Origin of the sequence: Actinocatenispora sera, from assembly GCF_018324685.1 — a bacterium.
In the GTDB taxonomy this organism is placed as follows: Bacteria; Actinomycetota; Actinomycetes; order Mycobacteriales; family Micromonosporaceae; genus Actinocatenispora; species Actinocatenispora sera.
In genome coordinates this window covers 6,003,384-6,024,674 of sequence record NZ_AP023354.1, presented here as the reverse complement: position 1 = coordinate 6,024,674, position 21,291 = coordinate 6,003,384, and the positions used below count along the sequence as shown (strand labels likewise).

General features: G+C 74.4%; 20 protein-coding genes. 15 read left to right on the top strand and 5 right to left on the bottom strand.

Going from position 1 to position 21,291, the window contains the following annotated elements:
* Positions 1-15: 15 nt before the first annotated feature.
* Both Asera_RS28290 and Asera_RS28285 read right to left on the bottom strand, forming a co-directional pair.
* Positions 16-978, bottom strand: coding sequence for an acetylxylan esterase (locus tag Asera_RS28290; RefSeq protein WP_030444135.1), 963 nt, complete (start codon positions 976-978; stop codon positions 16-18).
* A gap of 136 nt (positions 979-1,114) precedes the next feature.
* On the bottom strand, positions 1,115-2,131 hold the full coding sequence (locus Asera_RS28285; protein ID WP_051801441.1) for a glycoside hydrolase family 18 protein: 1,017 nt from the start codon (positions 2,129-2,131) through the stop codon (positions 1,115-1,117).
* Between the two features lie 155 nt (positions 2,132-2,286).
* Here Asera_RS28285 and Asera_RS28280 point away from each other — a divergent pair, with 155 nt between their 5' ends.
* From Asera_RS28280 to Asera_RS28265, 4 genes are all read left to right on the top strand, one after another.
* Positions 2,287-2,532, top strand: coding sequence for a hypothetical protein (locus Asera_RS28280; RefSeq protein ID WP_157034588.1), 246 nt, complete (start codon positions 2,287-2,289; stop codon positions 2,530-2,532).
* A gap of 87 nt (positions 2,533-2,619) precedes the next feature.
* Complete coding sequence (locus Asera_RS28275; protein WP_030444138.1) at positions 2,620-3,978, top strand: sensor histidine kinase; 1,359 nt, start codon at positions 2,620-2,622, stop codon at positions 3,976-3,978.
* Positions 3,963-4,616, top strand: a complete 654-nt coding sequence (locus Asera_RS28270; RefSeq protein ID WP_030444139.1) for a response regulator transcription factor — start codon at positions 3,963-3,965, stop codon at positions 4,614-4,616. The genes Asera_RS28275 and Asera_RS28270 overlap by 16 nt, the downstream gene beginning before the upstream one ends.
* A 97-nt stretch (positions 4,617-4,713) precedes the next feature.
* Complete coding sequence (locus Asera_RS28265) at positions 4,714-5,622, top strand: hypothetical protein (protein WP_035295071.1); 909 nt, start codon at positions 4,714-4,716, stop codon at positions 5,620-5,622.
* 74 nt (positions 5,623-5,696) lie between these two features.
* Here Asera_RS28265 and Asera_RS28260 read toward each other — a convergent pair whose 3' ends face one another.
* Positions 5,697-6,392: a TetR/AcrR family transcriptional regulator gene (locus Asera_RS28260; protein ID WP_084130844.1), complete on the bottom strand. Its 696-nt coding sequence runs from the start codon at positions 6,390-6,392 to the stop codon at positions 5,697-5,699.
* 120 nt (positions 6,393-6,512) lie between these two features.
* Between Asera_RS28260 and Asera_RS28255 the strand changes: the two genes are divergently transcribed.
* The gene (locus tag Asera_RS28255; RefSeq protein ID WP_030444142.1) at positions 6,513-7,226 is read left to right on the top strand and encodes a DUF998 domain-containing protein; all 714 of its coding nucleotides are present in this window, start codon (positions 6,513-6,515) and stop codon (positions 7,224-7,226) included.
* Between the two features lie 48 nt (positions 7,227-7,274).
* Here the strand turns inward: Asera_RS28255 and Asera_RS28250 are convergent, their stop codons facing one another.
* On the bottom strand, positions 7,275-9,467 hold the full coding sequence (locus Asera_RS28250; RefSeq protein WP_084130845.1) for an MMPL family transporter: 2,193 nt from the start codon (positions 9,465-9,467) through the stop codon (positions 7,275-7,277).
* Between the two features lie 208 nt (positions 9,468-9,675).
* Positions 9,676-11,067, bottom strand: a complete 1,392-nt coding sequence (locus tag Asera_RS28245; RefSeq protein ID WP_051801446.1) for a polysaccharide deacetylase family protein — start codon at positions 11,065-11,067, stop codon at positions 9,676-9,678.
* Between the two features lie 339 nt (positions 11,068-11,406).
* Between Asera_RS28245 and Asera_RS28240 the strand changes: the two genes are divergently transcribed.
* The 10 genes from Asera_RS28240 (at position 11,407) to Asera_RS28195 (ending at position 21,282) form a co-directional block, all read left to right on the top strand.
* Positions 11,407-12,756, top strand: coding sequence for a nucleotide sugar dehydrogenase (locus Asera_RS28240; RefSeq protein WP_030444145.1), 1,350 nt, complete (start codon positions 11,407-11,409; stop codon positions 12,754-12,756).
* Between the two features lie 10 nt (positions 12,757-12,766).
* The gene (locus Asera_RS28235; protein ID WP_211255438.1) at positions 12,767-14,035 is read left to right on the top strand and encodes a carboxylate--amine ligase; all 1,269 of its coding nucleotides are present in this window, start codon (positions 12,767-12,769) and stop codon (positions 14,033-14,035) included.
* Positions 14,035-14,901: an NAD(P)-binding domain-containing protein gene (locus Asera_RS28230; protein WP_212804743.1), complete on the top strand. Its 867-nt coding sequence runs from the start codon at positions 14,035-14,037 to the stop codon at positions 14,899-14,901. The genes Asera_RS28235 and Asera_RS28230 overlap by 1 nt, the downstream gene beginning before the upstream one ends.
* Complete coding sequence (locus Asera_RS28225) at positions 14,862-15,260, top strand: hypothetical protein (protein ID WP_212804741.1); 399 nt, start codon at positions 14,862-14,864, stop codon at positions 15,258-15,260. The genes Asera_RS28230 and Asera_RS28225 overlap by 40 nt, the downstream gene beginning before the upstream one ends.
* Complete coding sequence (locus Asera_RS28220) at positions 15,257-16,042, top strand: sugar transferase (RefSeq protein WP_051801448.1); 786 nt, start codon at positions 15,257-15,259, stop codon at positions 16,040-16,042. Before Asera_RS28225 ends, Asera_RS28220 begins: the two co-directional genes overlap by 4 nt.
* Positions 16,033-16,785 carry a polysaccharide deacetylase family protein gene (locus Asera_RS28215; protein ID WP_211255439.1) on the top strand — a complete coding sequence of 251 codons (753 nt, stop codon included), beginning with the start codon at positions 16,033-16,035 and terminating at the stop codon, positions 16,783-16,785. The genes Asera_RS28220 and Asera_RS28215 overlap by 10 nt, the downstream gene beginning before the upstream one ends.
* Complete coding sequence (locus Asera_RS28210) at positions 16,782-17,876, top strand: glycosyltransferase (RefSeq protein ID WP_030444150.1); 1,095 nt, start codon at positions 16,782-16,784, stop codon at positions 17,874-17,876. The genes Asera_RS28215 and Asera_RS28210 overlap by 4 nt, the downstream gene beginning before the upstream one ends.
* A gap of 33 nt (positions 17,877-17,909) precedes the next feature.
* Positions 17,910-18,899, top strand: a complete 990-nt coding sequence (locus tag Asera_RS28205; protein ID WP_035295075.1) for an NAD-dependent epimerase/dehydratase family protein — start codon at positions 17,910-17,912, stop codon at positions 18,897-18,899.
* A 107-nt stretch (positions 18,900-19,006) separates the two neighbouring features.
* Positions 19,007-19,945 carry a glycosyl hydrolase family 18 protein gene (locus Asera_RS28200; protein WP_051801451.1) on the top strand — a complete coding sequence of 313 codons (939 nt, stop codon included), beginning with the start codon at positions 19,007-19,009 and terminating at the stop codon, positions 19,943-19,945.
* Positions 19,945-21,282 (top strand): glycosyltransferase family 2 protein, encoded by a 1,338-nt coding sequence (locus tag Asera_RS28195; protein WP_051801453.1) that lies wholly within the window; start codon positions 19,945-19,947, stop codon positions 21,280-21,282. The genes Asera_RS28200 and Asera_RS28195 overlap by 1 nt, the downstream gene beginning before the upstream one ends.
* Positions 21,283-21,291: the final 9 nt, after the last annotated feature.

Below are 21,291 nucleotides of genomic sequence, written 5' to 3'. Positions count from 1 at the left end.
GCACCGGGGCGGTCGTCAGGTGGCGAGGTGGGTGGTGCAGAAACGGGCGGTGGCCGCGGCCAGTGCGGCGTTCTCGGCGGCCAGGCCCGGGCGGTCGACGTGGCCGGCGGTCAGCACCGCCAGCTGCTTCGGCCCGACCAGCGCGTTGTGCACCGCGAACTGACCCGGTGGGGGCACCGACGGGTCGAGCAGCGCCGCCCCGACCAGCGTCGGCACGGTGATCCGCCGCGCGGCGCTCGCCGCGTCGAAGTACGCCAGCACCTCGGTCACCTCGGGGTGGCGCCTCGCGTACCGGCGGACCGACTCGCCGCTGCCCGCGCACTCCAGCGTCAGCCGCAGCGGCTGGTTGCCGAAGGTCGGCACGGTCAGCTGCGCCGCGGCGAACCGGTCGTCCCACGGCAGGGCCAGCGCGCCGAGCCCGCCACCGAGGCTCTGGCCCAGGTAGCCCAGCCGGTCGTCCAGCTCGGGTACGAGCTGGCGCAGCGCGGTCGCCGCGCACCACAGGTCGGCCACGCAGCCGGCGAGCACGTACGTCTCGGGTGTCTCGATCCCGTGCAGGACGTGTTCGTCCGAGGTGTCCGGGATGCCCGGGATGCGGCCCCGGTCGGGCAGTCCGCGCACGCACGGCTGGATCGCGGCGGCGCGTGACAGCGGCAGCGGCAGCCCGGCCGTGGCCCGACCGCCGTAGCCGTGCCCGACGACGAACCCGTGCCGCGCCGGCTCCTCGTCGGGCAGCACCACCCAACCGCCCAGCCGTACGCCGCCGACGGAGCTGAACGTGACCCCGAGGACCCGGCAGCCGTCCCGCTTGTCCTCCACGGGCCCCAGCACCGGGTCGGGATCGACCGCGAGCGCCGCCGCGTACCGCTCGCGCCAGAACGCGGCGAACCCGGCCGGCTCCGCCGGTGCGCCGACCGCGAGCAGTCTGTCGAGGTCGTAGCCGTACGTGGGGTCGAAGCCGAAGCCGGGCCCGTTCATGCCGCCGAACCTATCCGCGCGACCGCCCGGCCACAACGTGAGCCCGGCGACCGGCGCACCGAAACTGTCCACAGTGGACGATGTCGATCCGGTAGCCGCCGGAGCGCACCCGTGGTCCCGGCCGGCGCGTCGGCGATCAGGACCAAGCGGTACGGTAGGCGGCCCAGTCCGCCGGGGTGGCGGCGAAGTCGACGTAGAGTGCGACGCCGAACGTGCGGTGCGGTGGCCGCTCGCCGAGCGCCAGCCGGACCCCGCGCAGTGCGGCGGTCATCGTCTCGGCGTTGCCGCGGTGGCAGGCGGTGCGGTCGTGGTAGGCCGGTACGCCGATCAGCAGCGCGACGCGGCCCGGCACCGCGTGCAGTGCCAGCCCGGTGGCCCGCCGGACGTACCCGGCGTAGCTGGTCGCGGTGGGCAGGCAGCTGTCGTACAGCATCAGCACGACCTGGTCGACGTGGACCGCGAGCCGGTGCAGGTAGCCGGCCGACCAGACCCCGCGCGGCCCGCCGGGCGCCGCCCGGACCGCGGCGGCGAGCCCAGGTACCGGCGCCAGCAGGCTCGCCGACAGCGACAGCACGGCGTGGTACCGGCGGGTCAACCGCCGGCTCGCGGCCAGCAGCGTGGCCAGGTCGGCGTCGCCGTCGGCGACCGGCTCGAAGTCGTAGTGCACGCCGTCGAACCCGTCACCCAGCACCTGCCGTACCGAGGTGCGGATCGCGGCCCGGGTTCGCGCGGAGCCCAGCCGCAGCTGGCCCGGCACCGGGTGGGCGCCGAGCCAGGCCTGCACCCGTACCCCCGGCAGCGCCCGGTGCAGCGCCGTGACCAGCCAGCGGGCCTTGGGCCGCAGCGCCGGATCGAGGCTGCCGTCGTTGCCGAACGGGCCGGCGTGCACGTACAGGTCGCGGATGCCGGTGCGCCGCAGCCGGACGGCCAGTTCGTCCACATCGGACTGGTTCCTCCGCCCGTCGACCCAGGCGTGGCCGAGCCATTCGGCGTCGTGGCCGGTGCCGCGCGCCGCGGCCGGAACCGCACCGCTGCCCTCGACCTGCAGCGCCACGCCGGCGGCCGTCACCAGCAGCAGCACGGCGCCGAGCAGGCCGAGCGGCACGACCAGGATGCGGCGCCGCAGGCGCCGGCGCGTGGAGTGCGGGGGCATCGGGGAGATCGTGCCACAACCGGGCGGCCGCGGGGTGGGGCTGGACCCACCCGGGTCGGGGCGTGGACGGATACCCGCCGCGCCGCCCGGTTCGTAGCGTCGTTGGTGTCGCCCGGCAGTACGGCCGGCGACGAACCGAACGGAGCCGAGAAGTGTTGTTGCTGCTGCTGTTGAACCGCGTCCCGGCGCGACTGCGGACCATCCTGGGCGGCGTGTTCCTCCTGGCGGGGGCGGTCCTGACCGGGGTGTCCAAGATTTTCGCGGCCGGGCTGGTGATCCACGGTGTCTCGCTCGCCGGGGTCGGCGCGGTGCTCGCCGTCAGCGGAGTGGTCGCGCTTCGCCGGGCCGCACGTGAGTCGGGGCCGGCCGGCGCACCGGTGGACGGAACAGAACAGGCATGACGGGCGCCGGCGCCGAACCCGCCCGCGCGTGCGCGGTGCGGCCGGGCGCCGGTTGCGACAATGACGGGGATGCAGGAGGGGACGCGGATGACGGGGACTGCCGAGGTTGGCCCGCTGCGGTGGGCGCGCGCCGTCGGGCGCGGGCTGTACCGGTCGGTAGTGGTCACCGGGGTGACCGGGGCGCTGCCCGCCGTCGTGGTGCCGGTCGCGTTCTTCGGTTTCCGGTTTGCCCGCAGCTGGTCGACCGACCTGTCCGCGCCGCTTCCGGTCCTCGCGCTGGTGTACGCCGGTGAGATCGCGATGACGCTGCTCTGGACCGGCGCGGCCGGCTGGTTCGTGGTGGCGTTCCTGGGCCGGGCGCTGAGCGAGGCGGCCCGCTGGGCGGCGCGGCGCTGGCTGGGCGCCTCGGTCGAACCGCAGTACAACCCGGTGCTACCCGTCACCCGGATGGCCACCGGGTTCTGGTGGAACGGCTACGCCTACCACGAGTCGCAGCGCGAGGCGCGCCGCCGGGCCACGCTGGACGCCCGGCGCCGCGACCCGCAGCTGCGCCGCGACGCGCTCTGGCTGCTGGTCGCGGCGGTCACCGTGCTGCCGGCCGCCGCCGCCCCGCTGGCCTGCCTGGCCGCCGGCGGCTACCTGCTCACCCGGCCGGACCTGCTCGGGTACGGCCTCACGCTGTGCGCCGCCGGCCTCGCCGCCGCGCCGTTCGGCTGGCGGCTGCTCGGTCCCGTCGGGGTTCGGCTGCTCGGCGGCTCCCGGCGGTCGATGGACCGGCGGGTGGAGGAGCTGGAGGCGATCCGGGCCGACCTGACCCAGACCCAGGCGGCCGAACTGGAGCGGATCGAGCGCGGCCTGCACGACGGCGCGCAGGCCCGGCTGGTCGCCCTCGGCATGTCGATGGGTGCCGCGGAGCGGCTGGTCGACCAGGACCCGGCCAAGGCGAAGCAGATCCTGGCCCAGGCCCGGAGTTCATCGGCCGCCGCGCTGGCCGAACTGCGCTCGCTGGTTCGCGGCATCAACCCGCCGGTGCTCGCCGAGCGCGGCCTGGTCGACGCGGTACGGGCGCTGGCCCTGGACGCCGCGCTGCCGGTCGAGGTGCGCAGCACGGTGCCGGCACGGCCGGAGCGGCCGGTGGAGTCGGCGATCTACTTCGCCGTCGCCGAGCTGCTCGCGAACGCGGTCAAGCACGCCCGGGCGAGCCGGATAGAGATCGACCTCGACTACGGTGAGCGGGTGCTGACCGCGACGGTGACCGACGACGGTGTCGGCGGTATCGGTGCCGCCGCGACCGAGCCCGGCGGTACCCCGAGTGCGCCGCCGGCCGGGTCCGGGCTCGCGGGGATCGAGCGGCGGATGGCGGCGTTCGGCGGGGTGTTGCGCATCGACAGCCCGGTCGGTGGACCGAGCCGGATCACGGTGGCAGTGCCATGCGAGTTGTCGTAGCCGAGGACCTGTTCCTGTTGCGGGACGGGCTGGTGCGGCTGGTCGAGGCGTACGGGCACGCCGTCGTCGCCGCGGTCGGCAGCGGGCCGGAGACGCTCGACGCGCTGCTCATCCACCGGCCCGACGTGGCCATCGTGGATGTCCGGCTGCCTCCGACGTTCTCCGACGAGGGGCTGCAGGCCGCGCTCGCGGCCCGTCGGGAGATCCCGGGCCTGCCGGTGCTGATCCTCTCCCAGCACGTCGAGCAGCTCTACGCGCGCGAGCTGCTGGCCGACGAGCGGGGCGGGATCGGTTACCAGCTCAAGGATCGGGTTCTGGACGCCGACCAGTTCACCGACGCGCTGGACCGGGTCGCGCACGGCGGTACGGCACTGGATCCGACGGTGGTCGCCAAGCTGCTCGGCCGGCCGGCCCGGGTGGATCCGCTGGCCGCGCTGACCGACCGGGAACGCTCGGTGCTCGCGCTGATGGCGGAGGGGCTGTCCAACGCCGCCATCGCGACCCGGCTGTTTCTGAGCGAGGGCGCGATCAGCAAGTACACCACGTCGATCTTCGCCAAGCTCGGCATCGCCGCGGCCGAGGACACCAACCGCCGGGTCCGGGCGGTGCTCGCCTACCTCGACGGCTCCGGCGGGTGAGCTTCCGGTTGCGGCCGGCGCGGCCGCCGGTCGCGTCGTAGGCTGGTGGATCGACGTCGTGGCGGGGGTCGCCGAGGATTGCGGATGGTGTTGCGTCGTGGATCTGGATGCCGTCGCCGACCAGCTGTACGCGCTGCCGCCGGGTGAGTTCACCGCGGCCCGTACCGAGCGGGAGAAGGCGGCCCGCTCCGGCGGCGACCGGGAGCTGGCCGCCTCGATCCATGCGCTGCGCCGGCCCACCGTGCCGGCGTGGGCCGGCAACCTGCTCGCCCGTACCCGCTCCGCCGAGGTCGAGCGGCTGCTGGTGCTGGGCGAGGAGCTGCGCAGCGCGTACCGGCACCTGGACGGCACCCGGATCCGGGCGCTGTCGGCCGAACAACGGCAGCTGATCCCGGTACTGGTCGGCGCGGCGGCGCGGCTGGCCGACGAGGCCGGGCACCCGCTCGGCGCGGAGGCCCGCCGCGAGGTGGAGCAGACGCTGCATGCGGTGGTCGCCGACGCGCAGGCCGGCCAGCGGTGGATCCGGGGCCGGCTGGACCGGCCGCTCGCCAGTACCGGGCTGGCCGCGGTCACCGCCCCGGCCGGCGACGGGACGGCCGGCGGCGAGGTGGTCGAGCTCGGTGCCGCCGCGGACCGCCGGGGCGGGTCGGGTGGCCGATCCCGCACCGCCGAGCGGTCCGGCGGCAAGGCCGGCACCGCGGGCCGGGCCGGTTCCGGCCGCGGTCGCCCGGCCCGGTCCGGCCGGGATGTCGAGGCCGACCGGGCGCTGTCGGTCAGGACCGAGGCGCGGGCGGTGGCGGAGCGACAGCTCGCCGACGCGCAGAGCGCCGTCCGGGCGGCGGAGCGCCGGATCGCCGAGCTGAGCAGCGAACTCGACCGGGCCGGTCGCGAGCAGCAGGCGGCCCGGGAACGGGCCCGGACCGCGCGGCGGGAGCTGGCCCGGGCCGACCGGGCGGCGCAGATCGCGCACCGTCGCGCCGCCCGCCCTCGCCCGACCGACGACTGAACCGCTCCCGGGCGGGTGCCGCCGCGGTCGTTGCGCCGACGGGCCGGACGCTGCCGTCGTGGGTGGAGCCGGGATCAGCCCGTGCGGCGGTAGCTACCGAGGAAGACGGCGACGGCGCGGTCGGCGGCGCGCCGCACGGCGGGCTCGGGGGCCGGGTCGTCGTCGACGTGGAACATGCCGTGGTCCAGCGCCGGCCCGAGGACCAGGAAGGCGAAGTCCTCTGCGGCGTCGCCGGGGTCGCCCGTGAGCAGCCCTCGGTCGACCAGCCGGGAGAACACGTCGGCCAGTGCCGCGAGCACCCGGGCCGGGGCGCGCCGGTGGTACTCGCGGGCCAGCTCGGGGAACCGGCTGGACTCGCCGATGATCAGCCGGCGCAGCGCCAGCACCTGCGGGTCGAGCACCGTCGACAGGTACCGGCGGGCCAGCGACCGCAGCGCCGGTTCGAGGTCGTCGGCGGCGCGGACACCGGCGAGTTCGGTCGGCACGTCGGCGGCGAACCGTTCGGCGGTGGCGGTGACGCCCAGGATGATCTCGGCGAACAGCGTCTTCTTGTCCCGGAACTGGTTGTAGACGGTCTGCTTGGACACGGCGGCCGTGGCGGCGATCTGGTCGGTGCTGGTGCCCTGGTAGCCCTGGCGCAGGAACAGGCCGGTGGCGGCCTGCACGATGGCCGCCCGCTTGCCGGTCGTGCCGGTCGAGTCGCTCGACGCACCTCGGCCGATCCGGACGATCAGCTCGCCGGTGCGGGGGTCCTCGTCCGGTTTGATCATTTCTCGCCTCTCCTCGCGCCACCGTACTGGACTGAACAGTACTCGTGCGGTACTGTCCAGTCCAGTTGGTACTGACTAGTCCATTGAACAAGACGAGACAGTCCAATCTGGGAGGTCGAGATGACGACACCCTCGCAACCGGCCGAAGCCGCGGCACCCCCGTCCGGCCGGCGGCCGTGCGACCGCCACCGCGCGGTCACCCGCTCGCTGCTCGGCTACGGCGTGCTGGCGGGCCCGTTCTACGTGGTGGTCAGCCTGATCCAGGCGGTCACCCGGCGCGGCTTCGACCTGGCACACCACGACTGGAGCCTGCTCGCGAACGGCAGCTTCGGCTGGATCCAGATCGCCAACCTGGTGCTGTCCGGCGCGATGGTGCTCGCCGCGGCGGTCGGCATGCACCGCGCGCTGGCCGGCACGCCCGGCTGCCGGTGGGTGCCGAGGCTGGTCGGCGGGTACGGGGTCGGGCTGGTTCTGGCCGGTGCGTTCGTCGCCGATCCGGCGAACGGCTTCCCGGCCGGCACCCCGGCGGGCCCCGCCACCGCGATCTCCTGGCACGGGCTGCTGCACCTCGCCGCCGGCGGTCTCGGGTTCCTGTGCCTGATCGCCGCCTGCCTGGTGTTCGCCCGCCGGTCGCTCCGGTTGGGGCACCGCGGCTGGGCGCTCTACTCGACGCTGAGCGGCGTGCTGTTCCTGCTCTCGTTCGCCGGGATCACCAGCGGGTCGAGCAGCGCCCCGGTCGTGCTCGGGTTCACCGCCGGGGTGCTGATCGCCTGGGCCTGGCTCGCCGCCGTGTCGGTGCAGCTCTACCGCGCCACCCCGAAGCCCGGCGCCTGACCTGCACGGCCGCCTCGGCGCCGGACCCGCCGCCGCGGGGACCGTCGACTACGGACGGTCGCCGGCCGGCGTGACGGCCGGTGGCCGGCCCGCACCGGTGTCGCCGGCCGCCTCGGTGCCCTCGAGATCGAGGTGCGGCACGATGCGGTCGAGCCCGCGCGGCAGCCACCAGGCGCGGTCGCCCAACAGCGCCATCACGGCCGGTACCAGCAGCATCCGGACCACGGTGGCGTCGACCAGCACCGCGGCGGCCATCCCGACGGCGAGCATCTTGATGGTCGGATCCGGGTCCAGCACGAAGCTGAGGAACACCACCACCATGATCGCCGCGGCGGTGCTGATCACCCGGGCGGTACCGCCGATGCCGGCCGCGACGCTGCGCCGGGCGTCCCCGGTCGCGAGGTACGCCTCCCGGATCCGGGACAGCAGGAACACCTCGTAGTCCATCGACAGGCCGAACACGATCGCGAACATGAGCATCGGTACGAACGCCGGTACCGGCAGCGACTCGTCGATGCCGAGCAGCCCCGATCCCCACTGCCAGCCGAACACCGCGACGATCACCCCGTAGGAGGCGCCGACCGACAGGATGTTGAGCACGGCCGCCTTCACCGCGATCGCGAGCGACCGGAACGCGATCGTCAGCAGCACGAACGCGAGCAGTACGACGACGCCGATCAGCCACGGCAGCCGCTGCGAGACGCGCTCGGTGAAGTCGACGTAGCCCGGGGTGGTTCCGGTCAGGCTGGCGGAAAGCTTCGACGCCGGCAACACATCGGTACGGATCCGGTCGACCAGGTCGGTGGTGGCCGCGTCCTGCGGCGCGCTCTTCGCGATGACGGTCAGCACCGCGGTGGTGCCCGCCGAGTTGGTCGTCGGTGCCGACACCGACGCCACGTCCGCGGTCTTCGCCAGGTCGGACTGCAACCCCGACAGCTTCGACTGGTCGCCGGGGTGCAGCTGCACCACGACCGCGAGCGGCCCGTTGCTGCCTGGCCCGAACCCGGTCGACATCAGGTCGTACGCCCGCCGGCTGGAGTCGCTCGTCGGGTTGCTGCCGGCGTCCAGCTGGCCCAGCCGCAACGCCGACAGCGGGATGGCCAGCACCAGCAGCACGACCACGCCGAGCACCGCCCACGGCCACGGCCGGCTGCTGACGAAGCGCCCCCAGCGGCCGAACACACCGCTCTCGTGGTCCGGTTCGGTCACCGACGCGGTGCTGCCGCGGGCGCGGCGGGCCCGTACCCGCTTCCCGGCGATGCCCAGCAGCGCCGGAATCAGCGTCAGCGCGGCCAGTACCGTGACCGCGACGACGATGGCGGAGGCCACGCCGAGCGAGGAGACGAACGGGACGCCGGAGACGAACAGCCCGAGAATGGCGATGACCACGGTCCCGCCGGCCACCACGATCGCCGACCCCGAGGTGGCGACGGTCCGGCCGGCCGAGGTCGCCAGATCGGTACCGGTGTCGAGTTGCTCGCGGTGCCGGGCCACAAGGAACAGGCCGTAGTCGATGGCGACCCCGAGGCCGAGCAGCGTGGCCACCGTCGGTGCGGCCGAGGGTACCGTGCTGACCGCGGCGATCAGGCCCACCAGCGACAGCCCGGCGCCGACGCTGAACACCGCGGACAGCAACGGGATCGCCGCCGCGGCCAGCGCGCCGAACATCAGCAGCAGCAACAGCAGCGCACAGGTCAGGCCGATCAGTTCGGAGCGGGCGTCGTTGGTCTGCTGGCCCACCTGGCCGGCGCCACCGCCGTACTCCACCTGCAGGCCGGCGTGCCTCGCCGGCGCGACCGCGTCGTCGAGCTGGTGCAGGTACCCGGTGTCCAGCGACGCCGGGACCACGTCGAAGGCCATCGGGGCGTAGGCGATCGTGCCGTCGCGCGAGACCTGCGGCGAGTTCGCGGTGGCGAACGGGCTGGTGGCGCGGACCACGTGTGGCAGCTTGCCGACGTTGGCGACCGCGGTGTTCACCGCGGACTGCTGGTCGGCCACGGTACCGGAGTGCGCGTGGAAGACGATCTGCCCGGCGGTGCCGCTCTGCTGCGGGAAGTCGCGGGTCAGCACGTCCGCGGCCTGCGACGACTCGCTGCCCGGAATCGTGTAGTCGGTGACGTACTGGCCGCCGAGTACCGCCCGCAGCACCAGAACCGCGACCAGTACCGCGAGCCAGATCGCCGCGAGCACCCAGTGTCGGCGGAAGGTCAGCCGGCCGAGCCGGTACAACAAGGCGTGCATCGCACCGCTCCGATCCCGGGCCGGACCCTCGGTGCCGGCCGGCTGGCCGCCGGCGGAGCCCGAGCACGTCCGGACCCAGATCACCAGTCTCGGGCCGGATCCGCGGCGCGGGCCCGGAACCGGTGCGGGATGCGCCTTCTCGCCGATGTCGCATCGGCCGTTCTCCGGCCCCGGCCGCCGTCCGGCCGCCGGGGTCGACCGAACCGCGTCACCCGACGAGGTGGTAGTCGTCGGTGACGACCGTGCCGGCCGAGGTCAGCCGCAGCCCGAAGGACACCGCGGTGGCATCCTGCGGTACCGGCGGGGTACGCCAGGACAGGTGCCGCCAGGTACCGGTGGCCGGCTGCACCGGCGGATCGACCGACCACGCCGTCCAGGCGCCGCGGGCGGTGCGGTAGTAGAGCACCGGGGTGGTCGGCGCGGTCGCGGTGTACCAGACGCCCAGCGTGTACCGCCGACCCGGCGCCACCGCGGGGGCGCAGCTGCCGAGATCCAGCCGCGGCATCAGCTGGGCCCCGCCGGAGTGGTACCCGCCCACCGTCAGGCGCGCGGCGAACCGGCCGCCGTGCGCGGTGCCGGCCCGGCGCACCGTCACCGAGTTCCGGCCGTACCGGGTGCTCTGGAAGCAGGCCGGTTCGCCCTGCCGCCAACGCTCCACCGACCCGTTGCGCACCGCGTTGCGTCCCGCCGGTGCCGCGGCGGGCGCGGCGACCCGGTGCGGCGCGCGGACCGCACCGCCGACGACCGCGTCGACCGGCAGCACGACGGTACCGCGGGCGGCGCGCGGAGTGAGCCAGTCCAGGAACCTGCGCAGCGTCTGCGGGGGGACGCCGATGTCGCTGCACCCGTCGCACACGTGGTGGAACGTCAGCGGCAGCCAGCCGCCGTGCCGCTCCGCGCCGCGTACCTCGTTGATCAGGTCGGCGAGCGTCCAGCCGCTGTCGAACTCCGCCGGGGCCCGCACGTTGTACGGATCGGGCGGCGGGATCTGCTCGGTGTACGGGCAATCGGTGCAGTCGGCCGGGGTACGCACCGAGTGCAGGTCGCCGAGCTGCCGGGCGCTGTTGTAGCCGCAGTCGCGCACGATCCGTCGTTCCCGTGGCCCGAGCGCGTCGTACGGGTAGGCGAACGAGGTCACCGGGATACCCCAGCCGAGCCAGTTGGCGCGGTCGTCGCACACCTCCCGGCGCGCTTCGGCGAGGTCGACGCCGGGCAGGTTCTCGTGCAGGACGGTGTGGCCGCCGATCTCCAGCCTCTTCGCGTACATCTTCCGCACCTGCGCGAGGCTCAGGTAGCCGGGCAGCCCGACCCAGCCGGACGGCACGTAGAAGGTGCCGGGCAGTCCGTGCCGCAACAGTTCCGCAGCGCCGACCAGCTGGTCGGCGTACCCGTCGTCGAAGGTCAGCGACACCACCAGGCCATGCCCGGTGGGCAGCGCGCTCGCCGCGGGGACGGCGGCCAGCCCGGCGAGCGGATGGGGTGGCGGCGCGGGCCCACCGCCACCCCGGTGGCCGGCGGCGATGACCAGCCCGCCGACCAGTGCCGCGACCGCGAGCCAGGCCGGCAGCAACCAGCCACGGAGGAGGCGGTGCGCGCGCATTACCTCACGTTAGGGCGGTCTGCCGGCCCGCACCCCCGTCAAACGACGTAGGGACGGGTACGCCAGCGGCCTGATCGGCCGCTGGCGGCCGGGTGGAAAAGGTGGGCCGGCAGCCGGGATCGGCTGCCCGGTACGCGGTTCGCGGTCCGGACGGTCCCGGCGCCTCACGGGTGCTCGGTCCGCCAATCGACGTAGGGCGCGCTACGCGCTTCGCCCGGAGACTGCGGGCACCGCGGCGACCTAGGGTGCACGCAGGGCCGCCGAGATCCGGCGGTGTACCAGGCCCGTCGGACGCCGACACGTCCACCGGGCCGTTCGAGGACACGAGGTGGTGTCGCCATGGCCGGGTTGGAACTCGCGCTGGCGGTCAACGGCTCGCTGGACGACGTCAGGTCGCGGTTGGTGCACCGCACCGCGGCGCCGCCCGGCACCGAACCGCTGTCGGTGGGCGTCGTGGGGCTGGGCTACGTCGGCCTGCCGACCGCGTTGGGACTGTACGCGCGCGGCGTGCCGGCGATCGGCGTGGACGTCAGCGCCGAACGGCTGGCCGCGATCCGTACCGGCACGGTGGATCTCCCCGACGACGACCGTAGCGCGCTGGCCACCGCGCTCGATGCCGGCGGGCTGCGGTTGACCGACGACCCGGCACTGCTGTCCGACGTGGACGCCGTGGTGGTCTGCGTACCGACGCCGGTGGACCGGCACCGGGTGCCGGACACCGCGGCACTGCGGGCGGCGTGCACCGCGGTGGTCGAGCACGCCCGGGCCGGCCAGACCATCGTGCTGACCTCGACCAGCTACGTCGGTACCACCCGGGAGATGTTGATCGAACCGTTGCAGCGCAGGGGATTGCGCGTCGGCGTGGACGTGTGCGTGGCGTTCAGCCCGGAGCGCATCGACCCCGGCGTTCCGGCGCACCGGCAGCGCGAGACGCCCCGGCTGGTCGGCGGCGAGACACCCCGCTGCAGCGAGCGGGCGGCGCGGCTGATCGGGTACCTGACCGACGCGGTGTACGCGGTCTCCACCCCGGAGGCCGCCGAGCTCGCGAAGCTGTACGAGAACGTCTACCGCGCGGTGAACCTGGCGCTGGCGAACGAGATCGCCGACATCTGCGGGCACCTGGCGCTGGATCCGATCGAGGTGACCACGGCGGCGGCGACCAAGCCGTACGGGTTCCTGGCCTGCTTCCCCGGGCCGGGAGTCGGCGGCCACTGCATCCCGTGCGACCCGCACTACCTGCTCTGGCAGCTGCGTACCGCGGCGCACCCGGCACCGCTGATCGAGCAGGCGATGACCGCCATCGCGGGCCGCCCGCGGCGGGTGGTGGCGCGCGCGGTGGAGTTGCTCGCCGACACCGGCGGATCGCTGCGCGGCGCGCGGATCCTGGTGGTCGGCGTCAGCTACAAGCCCGGGGTACGGGACCTGCGCGGCTCGTCCGCGCTGGACATCCTCGCCGAGCTGGCCCGGCGCGGTGCCGAGGTGCACTACCACGACCCGCTGGTGCCCGACTGCACGCTGCCGGACGGTACCCGGTTGCTCACCGAGACCGACCCGCAGGGCACCGACTGGGATCTGGTGCTGATCCACACCGTGCATCCCGGCGTCGAGTACGGCTGGGCCGCCGGGTGCCCGCGGGTGCTCGACGCGACCTACCGGTTCGACCTCGCCCCCCACCGGCAGCTGGTCTAGGGGAGCGACGATGCTCGACCACAACGTCCCGGCTGTGGTGCTGAAGCTCGACCGCAACGTGTTCCACCACGGCGGCCTCGGCGTGATCCGCAGTCTCGGTCGCGCCGGCGTCGAGGTGTACGCGGTGTGCGAGGATCCCCTCACCCCGGCGGCGCGGTCGAGGTACCTGCGTGGCCGGTTCGGCTGGTTGCCCGACGCCGACCAGCCCTACCGGGTGCTGTCGGCGCTGGCCCGCATCGCCGAGCGGATCGGCCGGCGGGCGGTGCTGATCCCGACCGACGACGCCGGTGCGATCCTGCTCGCCGAGCACGGACCGGTGCTGCGGCGGTGGTTCTCCTTCCCGATGCAGCCGCCGGACCTGCCCCGCCGGCTCGCCGGCAAGGCGAGTCTCGCGGCGCTCGGCCGCGAGCTCGGGCTGCCCACCGTGGACTCGGTCGAGACCGACGATCCGGTGGTGGCACGGGAGTTCGCCGAACGCGTCGGCTATCCGGTCGTGGCGAAACTGGCGGCGCCCTGGCGGGACACCGGCGGGCTGCGCAGCACCACCATCGTCCGGGACGCGAGGGCACTGACCGCGGCGTACGCGGCCGGCGTGCCGCTGCTGCTGCAGGAGTACCTGCCGGGCAGCGACTGGTTCTTCCACGGCTACTGCGACGCCGACTCGGTCTGCCGGCCCGCGTTCACCGGCCGCAAGCACCGCTCGTACCCGCCGCACGCCGGGCTGACCAGCCTGGGCGAGTGCGTGCCGGATCCGGTCCTTTCCGGCGAGATGGCGGCACTGCTGTCCCGCCTCGGCTACCGCGGGATCCTGGACTGCGACCTGCGCCGGGACGCGCGCGACGGCCGGTTCCGGCTGCTGGACTTCAATCCGCGCATCGGCGCGCAGTTCCGGCTGTTCCGCACCGCCGACGGGGTGGACGTGGCGCGGGCCGCGCACCTGGACCTGACCGGCCGGCCGGTACCGGACTCGGCGCCGGTGGCCGGACGGCGCTTCCTGGTGGAGAACTACGACACCGCCGCCGCGCTGGGCTACCTGCGGCGCGGCGAGCTGGACGTGCGGACGTGGCTGCGCAGCCTGCGCGGCATCGACGAGACCGCGTGGTTCGCCGCCGACGACCTTGCCCCGTTCGGACTGATGTGCCTGCGCACCGCCTGGCGCGCGGCGCACCGTCCGATCGGGCGCCGACGCCGGAGCACTCCGGCGCGGCCCGGACCAGGTACCGCACGGGCACGTTCGGCCCGTTCGGTAGAGATCGAAGCGGTGGGAGGAACGGTCTGATGGCGAGAACGATAGATGTGGCCATCGTGGGCGCCGGGCCGTACGGCTTGTCGCTTGCGGCGCACCTGCGCGACACTGGCCTGACGGTCCGGATCTTCGGCCGTCCGATGGCGCTGTGGCGCTCGGCCATGCCGGCCGGGATGCAGCTGAAGTCCCAGCCGTACGCGTCGAACCTGTCCGATCCGGCGGGCGCCGCGACGCTGAAGGCTTACTGCGCGCATCGCGGCGAGGAGTACGTGCCGTACGGAAAGCCGGTGCGGCTGGCCGACTTCACCGCCTACGGCGGCTGGTTCCAGCGCACCCAGGTGCCGGATCTGACCGAGACGCTGGTCCGCCGGATCGCCTCGGTGGGCGAGCAGTTCGAGGTGACGCTCGACGACGGGGAGACGCTGCTGGCCCGCCGGGTGGTGGTCGCGGTGGGCGTCGAACACTTCGACCGGATGCCGCCGCTGCTCGCCGAGCTGCCGGGCACGCTCGTGACGCACTCGTCGGCGCACACCGACCTGAGCCGCTTCGCCGGTACCGACCTGACGGTGCTCGGCGGGGGCAGTCGGCGCTGGAGACCGCGGCGCTCGCCGCCGAGGCCGGTGCGCGGGTTCGCGTGGTGGTGCGCGCGCCGAAGATCGCCTGGAACGGTGATCCGTTGCGGGCCAGGCGATCGCTGCGGGTACGGCTGCGGGAGCCGGAGGCGCCGCTGGGGTCCGGGTGGACCACGCTGCTGTACTCGACCCAGCCGGATCTGCTGCACCGGCTGCCGGCCCGGCGTCGGGCCCGGATCGCCCGCACCGCGCTGGGACCGGCCGGCGCGTACTGGCTGCGGCCGCGGGTGGAGGGCCGGCTGCCGGTGCTCACCGACCACGAACTGATCGCGGTCGAGCCCGGCGCCGACTCGCTGCGGCTGACCCTGCGGGACGGCGCCGGCCCGGTGCGCATCACCACCGACCATGTCATCGCCGCCACCGGGTACCGGCCGGATCTGTCCCGGTTGACGTTCCTGGACGAGCAGCTCGCCGGTGGCATCGCCACCCTGGACGGTGCTCCCGCGGTCGACCGGGTGTTCCAGTCGTCGGTGCCCGGCCTGTACTTCACCGGGCCGGTGGTGGCGAGCTCGTTCGGCCCGGTGATGCGGTTCGTGCACGGCTGCGACTTCGCCGCACACCGCCTCGCGCAGCACCTCACCGGCACCGTGACGACGGGCCGGTCCCTCGCGCGGGCGGCCGGATGAGCGCCCAGACCACCCCGCGTGCGGCGACCGGTTCCGGGGCCGCCGCCGCGGTGCGGCGTGCCGACGGGTGGCCGCCGGCCGGGAGGGTGCCGGCCGGCGGCCGGCTGGTCGGGGTGCCCCGGCACCGGCTGCGCTACCGGCGCAAACGGGCGCTGGACCTGGCGCTGGGGGTACCGCTGCTCGTTCTCGCGGCGCCGCTGATCGGGCTGCTCGCGATCGCGATCCGCTGCCTGGACGGCCGTCCGGTGCTGTTCCGCCAGGTTCGGCTCACCGCCGGCGGTGTGCCGTTCGAGCTGCTCAAGCTGCGTACGGTGGCCCCGGACCCGGACGCCGACGTGCGCTGGACGGCGCCGCCGGGCTCAGTCACCAGGCTGGGTGCGGCGCTGCGCCGCAGCCACCTGGACGAGCTGCCGCAACTGGTCAACGTGCTGCGCGGGGAGATGTCGCTGGTGGGGCCGCGGCCGGAACGGCCGCACTTCGCCGAGCTGTTCACCGGGAGCGTGCCGGGCTACCCGGGCCGGTTCCGGATGCCGGCCGGGATCACCGGCACCGCTCAGCTGCGCGGGCTGTGCGGTGACACCCCGCTGATCGCCCGGGCCGTCGCCGACAACGACTACATCGAGCGCTGGACGCTTCGGCGCGACCTTCGGATCCTCGCGGCGACGGCGGCGCTCGCGGCGATCGGCTGCGCCGCGGCGATGCTGGCGATCGGGCGCGCCACGGCGGTGGCGGTCCGTCGCGCCGCGGCGGCGACGAGGGGAGCTGAGCGGCCATGGCGGTGATCGAGCGGGCCCGGACGATGACGCCGTGGCGGTGGCGGGACGTGCCGCTGGTGCTGATGTACCACACCGTCGACGTGCTGACCGACGACCCGCACCGGCTCGCGGTGTCGCCGCGCCGGTTCGTCCGGCAGCTCGCGACGCTGCGTCGGCTCGGGCTGCGCGGGGTGGGTGTCGGGCACCTGCTCGCGGCCCGCCGGGCCGGCCGCAGCGCCGGACTGGTCGGCATCACCTTCGACGACGGGTACGCCGGGGTGGTCCGGCACGCGCTGCCGGCGATGCGCCGGTTCGGCTGTACCGCAACGGTGTTCGTGGTCGCCGACCGGATCGGCGCGGTCAACGACTGGGACGGCGGCGAGCTGGCGTTGCTGGACGGCCCGGACCTGGCCGCGCTCGCCGGCGCCGGCTGGGAGATCGGCGCGCACGGCGCCCGGCACGTACCGCTGGCGGGGCTGGGCGATGCGACCCTGCGCGACGAGGTCACCGGCAGCCGGGACCGGCTGGCCGCCCTGCTGGACGCTCCGGTCGACGGCTTCTGCTACCCGTACGGGTCGATGGACGCCGCGGCGCGCGCCGCGGTCACCGCCGCCGGCTACCGGTACGCCTGCGCCGTGGACGCGCCGCGGGCGGCGATCGGCGTGGCCGCGGTGCCGCGCATCTACGTCGGAGAGCGCGACGGCGCGCTGCGGCTGACCGGAAAGCGGGTTCTCTACCGGGCCCGGCTGGCGTCGGGAGGGCGATCGTGAGGGTTCTGCACGTGATCACCGGGCTGGGCGTCGGCGGGGCCGAGCTGCAGCTGCCGACGATCCTGTCCCGCACCCGGCACCACGCCGACGTGCTCAGCCTGTACAACCCGGGGCCGGTCGCGGACCGGTTGGCGGCGGCCGGGATCGGCGTGCGCGATCTCGGCATGCGGCGCAACACCGAGCTGTCCGCGCTGCCCCGGCTGACCCGGCTGATCGCCGCCGGCCGCTACGACGTGGTGCACGCGCACCTCTACCGCGCCCAGGTGTACGGCCGGGCCGCGGCCAGGCTGGCCCGCATCCCGGTGATCGTGTCCACCGAACACTCGATCGGCGAGACGCACCTGGAGCGGCGGCGGATGACCGCCGGGGTGCGCGCGCTGTATCTCGCCAGCGAGCGGTGCGGCCAGGTCACCGTCGCGGTGTCGGAGACGGTCCGCGACCGGCTGGTGCGGTGGGGGGTGCCGGCGCGGCGGATCACGGTGATCCCCAACGCCGTCGACCTGGACCGGTCCCGGTACGACCCGGTGGCCCGGACCCGGCTGCGCACCGAGCTGGCGGTGCCGCCCGGCACCGTGGTGCTCGGCATGCTGGGTCGGCTGGATCCGGTGAAGCGGGTCGACCTGGCGTTGCGGGCGATCGCCCCGCTGCTGACCGAGGGGCGGCTGTTCCTGGTGGTCGGCGACGGCCCCGAGCTGGCCCGGCTGCGCGCGCTGGCGGCCGAACTCGGCGTCGCCGACCGCGTCCGGTTCACCGGGGAACGGCACGACGTAGGCCCGCTGCTGTCCGCCATGGACGTGTTCCTGACCGCCTCGGAGCAGGAGACGTTCGGGCTCTCGGCGCTGGAGGCGCTCGCCGCCGGGTTGCCGGTGCGCTACACCACCTGCCCGGCGCTCGTCGGGCTCGACGTGCCGCAGGCCCGGCCGGTGCCGGGGACGGAGGAAGGGCTGCGGGCCGAGCTTGCCGCGGTCCTCGACGCGCCGCCGACCGACCGCCGGCCGGTCGAGACGATCGCCGCCCGGTACGGGGTGGCCGCGGTCGCCAACCGCATCGACACGCTCTACGAGCGGCTCGCGGCTCCGCCGCGAACCTAGCGACACGACCGGAAACGACGGGGGGACGACGACATGCGCACACTGATCACCGGGGGAGCCGGGTTCATCGGCTCGCACCTGACCGAGGCGCTGCTCGACGCCGGCGACCAGGTCACCGTGCTCGACGACCTGAGTACCGGACGGTGGGAGAACCTCGCCGGGGTCGTCGATCGGCCGGGCCTGCGGCTGGTCCGCGGCTCGGTCCTGGACGCGGAGCTGGTCGACCGGCTGGTGCTCGGCGCCGACACGGTCTACCACCTGGCGGCCGCGGTCGGTGCGTTCACCATCCGCGACCGCACCCTGGACAGCCTGCGTACCAACCTGCACGGCACCGAGCACGTGGTGACCGCGGCGCACCGGTACGACGTGCGGCTGCTGCTCGCCTCCACCAGCGAGATCTACGGCAAGAACGACAAGGTCGGGCTGCGCGAGGACGACGACCGGATCATCGGCTCGCCGACCAAGAGCCGCTGGTCGTACTCGGAGGCGAAGGCGATCGACGAGACGCTGGTCACCGCGTACGCCCGGGCCGGGTTGCGGGCCGTCACGGTGCGGTTGTTCAACACCGTCGGGCCGCGCCAGACCGGCCGGTACGGGATGGTGGTGCCGCGGTTCGTCGGCCAGGCGCTGGCGGACGACCCGCTGACCGTGTACGGCACCGGCGACCAGATCCGCTGCTTCTGCCACGTCGCCGACGTGGTCACCGCGCTGCCGGCGCTGCTGGCCGAGCGGGACGCGATCGGTGGCGTGTTCAACCTCGGCTCCGCGGAGCAGGTCACGATCGGTGATCTGGCCCGGCGGGTGGTGGCGCTGACCGGGTCGCACTCGACGATCGACCACATCTCGTACCAGGTGGCGTACGGCGACGGGTACGAGGACATGATGCGCCGGGTGCCGGACTGCCGGCGGGCCCGGGAGCTCGTCGGGTTCGCACCGACCCACGACCTGGACGCCATCCTGCGCGACGTCGTCGCGGAGCAGCGCGCCACCCCGCGGGCAGAGCAGGTGCTCGCCACGCCATGACCAGGGCGGGTTCGGCACGACGGTGGCCGATTCTCGCGGCGGTACCGATGCTGCTGATCGGACTGCTCGTGGGATGCGGCCGCGATAGTCCACAGTGGAGGGTTGGGGTGCTCGCCGCGGTACCGTACTGGAACTTCGGCGCGGCGCGGCTGGATGACCACGCCGGCCGGATCGACACGTACTCGCCCTGGGTGTACGGGATCGCCACGGACGGCACGGTGGTCCCGCAGCGTGCCGGTGCCGACACCGCGGCGCTGCGGTCCCGGCCGCCCGGCACCCGGTACGTGCCGACCGTGGCGAACGCGCTGGACGGCACCTTCTCGTACGGCCCGGTGTCGCGGGTGCTGCACGACCCGGCGGCGCGGGCCCGGCACGTCCGGTCCCTGGTCGCGCTCGCGGAATCGCCACATGTCGCCGGGATCGACCTGGACTACGAGGACCTGCGCGCCGGCGACCGGGCGGCGTTCACCGCGCTGGTGCGGCAGGTGGCCGCGGCGCTGCACGCGCGCGACCGCACCCTCAGCGTCGACCTGTTCGCCAAGGACACCGACGCCGGCTACGCACCGCGCAACGTCGCGCAGGACTACCGGCAACTCGGCCGCGCCGTCGACCAGGTCCGGCTGATGGCCTACGACTACCACTGGGAGACCTCCGGCCCCGGCCCGATCTCGCCCACCCCGTGGGTACGCCGGGTGCTGCGCTACGCCACCGCGACGATCGGCGCCGACAAGATCGTGCTCGGCATGTCGCTGTCCGGGTACGACTGGGTCGGCCACCGCGGCACCGACCGCAGCGTCGCCGCGCTGGAGCGCGCCGCGGGCGACCGGAACGTACCGGTGCGCTGGGACGCCACCGCGCAGGCGCCGTGGTACGAGTACCGGGACGCGCAAGGTCGCCGGCACGAGGTGTGGTTCGAGAACGACCGCAGCGTCGACGCGAAGCTGGCGCTGGCCCGGTCCGCGCACCTGGCCGGGGTGTTCTTCTGGCTCAACGAGGGCAGCGCCGACGGTGCGATCTGGCGGGCCGCGTCCGATGGGGGTGGCTGATGTTCCCGTGGTTGCTGCTGGTGTTCGTGTTCGGCCTCAACTTCACCCTGTGGGGCCTGATCGGGCTGCTGCGGCTGATCGACGACCGGTTCGTGCGCCGGCACGACCGGCCGGACGCGGCACCCGGGCCGCGGCTGCTGCGCGACCCGGACGCGCCCCGGACCGGGCCGATCGGGCTGGAGGACGTCGCGGTGCTGATGCCGGCGCACAACGAGTCGGTGGTGCTGGCCGCGTCGATCACCGCGGTGCAGCGGCTGGTCCCGGCCGGCGCGGTGCACGTGGTCTCGGACGGCTCCACCGACGACACCGTCGCGATCGCCCGCCGCTGCGGTGCCCGGGTCCTCGCCACGCCGGGCAACCTGGGCAAGGCGGGCGCGCTGCAGTACGCGATGCGGCGGTTCGGGCTGGTTCGCCGCTACCGGGCCGTGCTGCTGCTGGACGCCGACACCCAGCTGGACGACGGCTACTTCGACGCGGCGCTGCCGCTGTTCGACGACCCCGCGGTGGTCGCCGTCGCCGGCTGTGCCCGCACCCACTGGTCGCCGGACACGATGTCGCACACCGGGCAGCTGATCGTCGCCCACCGGGAACGCATCTACACGATGACCCAGCGGCTGCTCAAGTACGGCCAGACCTGGCGGTCGCTCAACGCCACCCACATCGTGCCCGGCTTCGCGAGCCTGTACCGCACCGAGATCCTGCCGCGGATCGAGATGAACCCGGCCGGACTGGTGATCGAGGACTTCAACATGACCTTCGAGGTGTACCGCCGGCGGCTGGGCCGCGTCGGCTTCCGCCTCGGCGCCGCGGCCACCACCCAGGATCCGGGCACCTTCCGCGACTACCTCAAGCAGACGACCCGCTGGTCGCTCGGGCTGTGGCAGACGGTGCGCCGGCACGGCCTGCGGCCGAACCTGTTCTCCGTGTCGCTCGGCCTGACCCTGCTGGAGCTGGTCTCCAGCAGCCTGCTGTTCCTGCTGCTGCCGTTGCTGTTCGTGGTGCTCGTGGTGCCGGAACTGGCGCCGGCGGCGGCCAGCCTGCCCGGACTGTCCACCGTGTACGCAACCGTGCACAGCTACGTCCGGCTCGAGACCCTCGCGGTCGGCGTGCTGCTGCCCGACTACCTCACCACGCTGCTGGTCGCCGCCCTGCAACGCCGGCCGAAGTACCTGCTGTTCCTGCCGTTCTTCGTGCTGCTGCGGGTGGTGGATGCGGCGATCACGCTCTACACGCTGCCCAGGGCGTTCGTGGCCCGCTCCACCGGCCGCTGGGTCTCGCCGACCCGCCGCCCGCCGGAACCGGTCGATGGGCCGTCCACACTGGACACCGCCAGCTGACGGGCGGAC

What these genes read in the sequence shown, in the direction of transcription:
- Asera_RS28290 (WP_030444135.1), bottom strand. Translation starts at nt 978, where the DNA reads ATGAACGGGCCCGGCTTCGGCTTCGACCCCACGTACGGCTACGACCTC.
- Asera_RS28275 (WP_030444138.1), top strand. Translation starts at nt 2,620, where the DNA reads ATGACGGGGACTGCCGAGGTTGGCCCGCTGCGGTGGGCGCGCGCCGTC.
- Asera_RS28245 (WP_051801446.1), bottom strand. Translation starts at nt 11,067, where the DNA reads ATGCGCGCGCACCGCCTCCTCCGTGGCTGGTTGCTGCCGGCCTGGCTC.
- Asera_RS28230 (WP_212804743.1), top strand. Translation starts at nt 14,035, where the DNA reads ATGGCGAGAACGATAGATGTGGCCATCGTGGGCGCCGGGCCGTACGGC.
- Asera_RS28240 (WP_030444145.1), top strand. Translation starts at nt 11,407, where the DNA reads ATGGCCGGGTTGGAACTCGCGCTGGCGGTCAACGGCTCGCTGGACGAC.
- Asera_RS28195 (WP_051801453.1), top strand. Translation starts at nt 19,945, where the DNA reads ATGTTCCCGTGGTTGCTGCTGGTGTTCGTGTTCGGCCTCAACTTCACC.
- Asera_RS28250 (WP_084130845.1), bottom strand. Translation starts at nt 9,467, where the DNA reads ATGCACGCCTTGTTGTACCGGCTCGGCCGGCTGACCTTCCGCCGACAC.
- Asera_RS28205 (WP_035295075.1), top strand. Translation starts at nt 17,910, where the DNA reads ATGCGCACACTGATCACCGGGGGAGCCGGGTTCATCGGCTCGCACCTG.
- Asera_RS28285 (WP_051801441.1), bottom strand. Translation starts at nt 2,131, where the DNA reads ATGCCCCCGCACTCCACGCGCCGGCGCCTGCGGCGCCGCATCCTGGTC.
- Asera_RS28270 (WP_030444139.1), top strand. Translation starts at nt 3,963, where the DNA reads ATGCGAGTTGTCGTAGCCGAGGACCTGTTCCTGTTGCGGGACGGGCTG.
- Asera_RS28215 (WP_211255439.1), top strand. Translation starts at nt 16,033, where the DNA reads ATGGCGGTGATCGAGCGGGCCCGGACGATGACGCCGTGGCGGTGGCGG.
- Asera_RS28235 (WP_211255438.1), top strand. Translation starts at nt 12,767, where the DNA reads ATGCTCGACCACAACGTCCCGGCTGTGGTGCTGAAGCTCGACCGCAAC.
- Asera_RS28220 (WP_051801448.1), top strand. Translation starts at nt 15,257, where the DNA reads ATGAGCGCCCAGACCACCCCGCGTGCGGCGACCGGTTCCGGGGCCGCC.
- Asera_RS28260 (WP_084130844.1), bottom strand. Translation starts at nt 6,392, where the DNA reads ATGATCAAACCGGACGAGGACCCCCGCACCGGCGAGCTGATCGTCCGG.
- Asera_RS28255 (WP_030444142.1), top strand. Translation starts at nt 6,513, where the DNA reads ATGACGACACCCTCGCAACCGGCCGAAGCCGCGGCACCCCCGTCCGGC.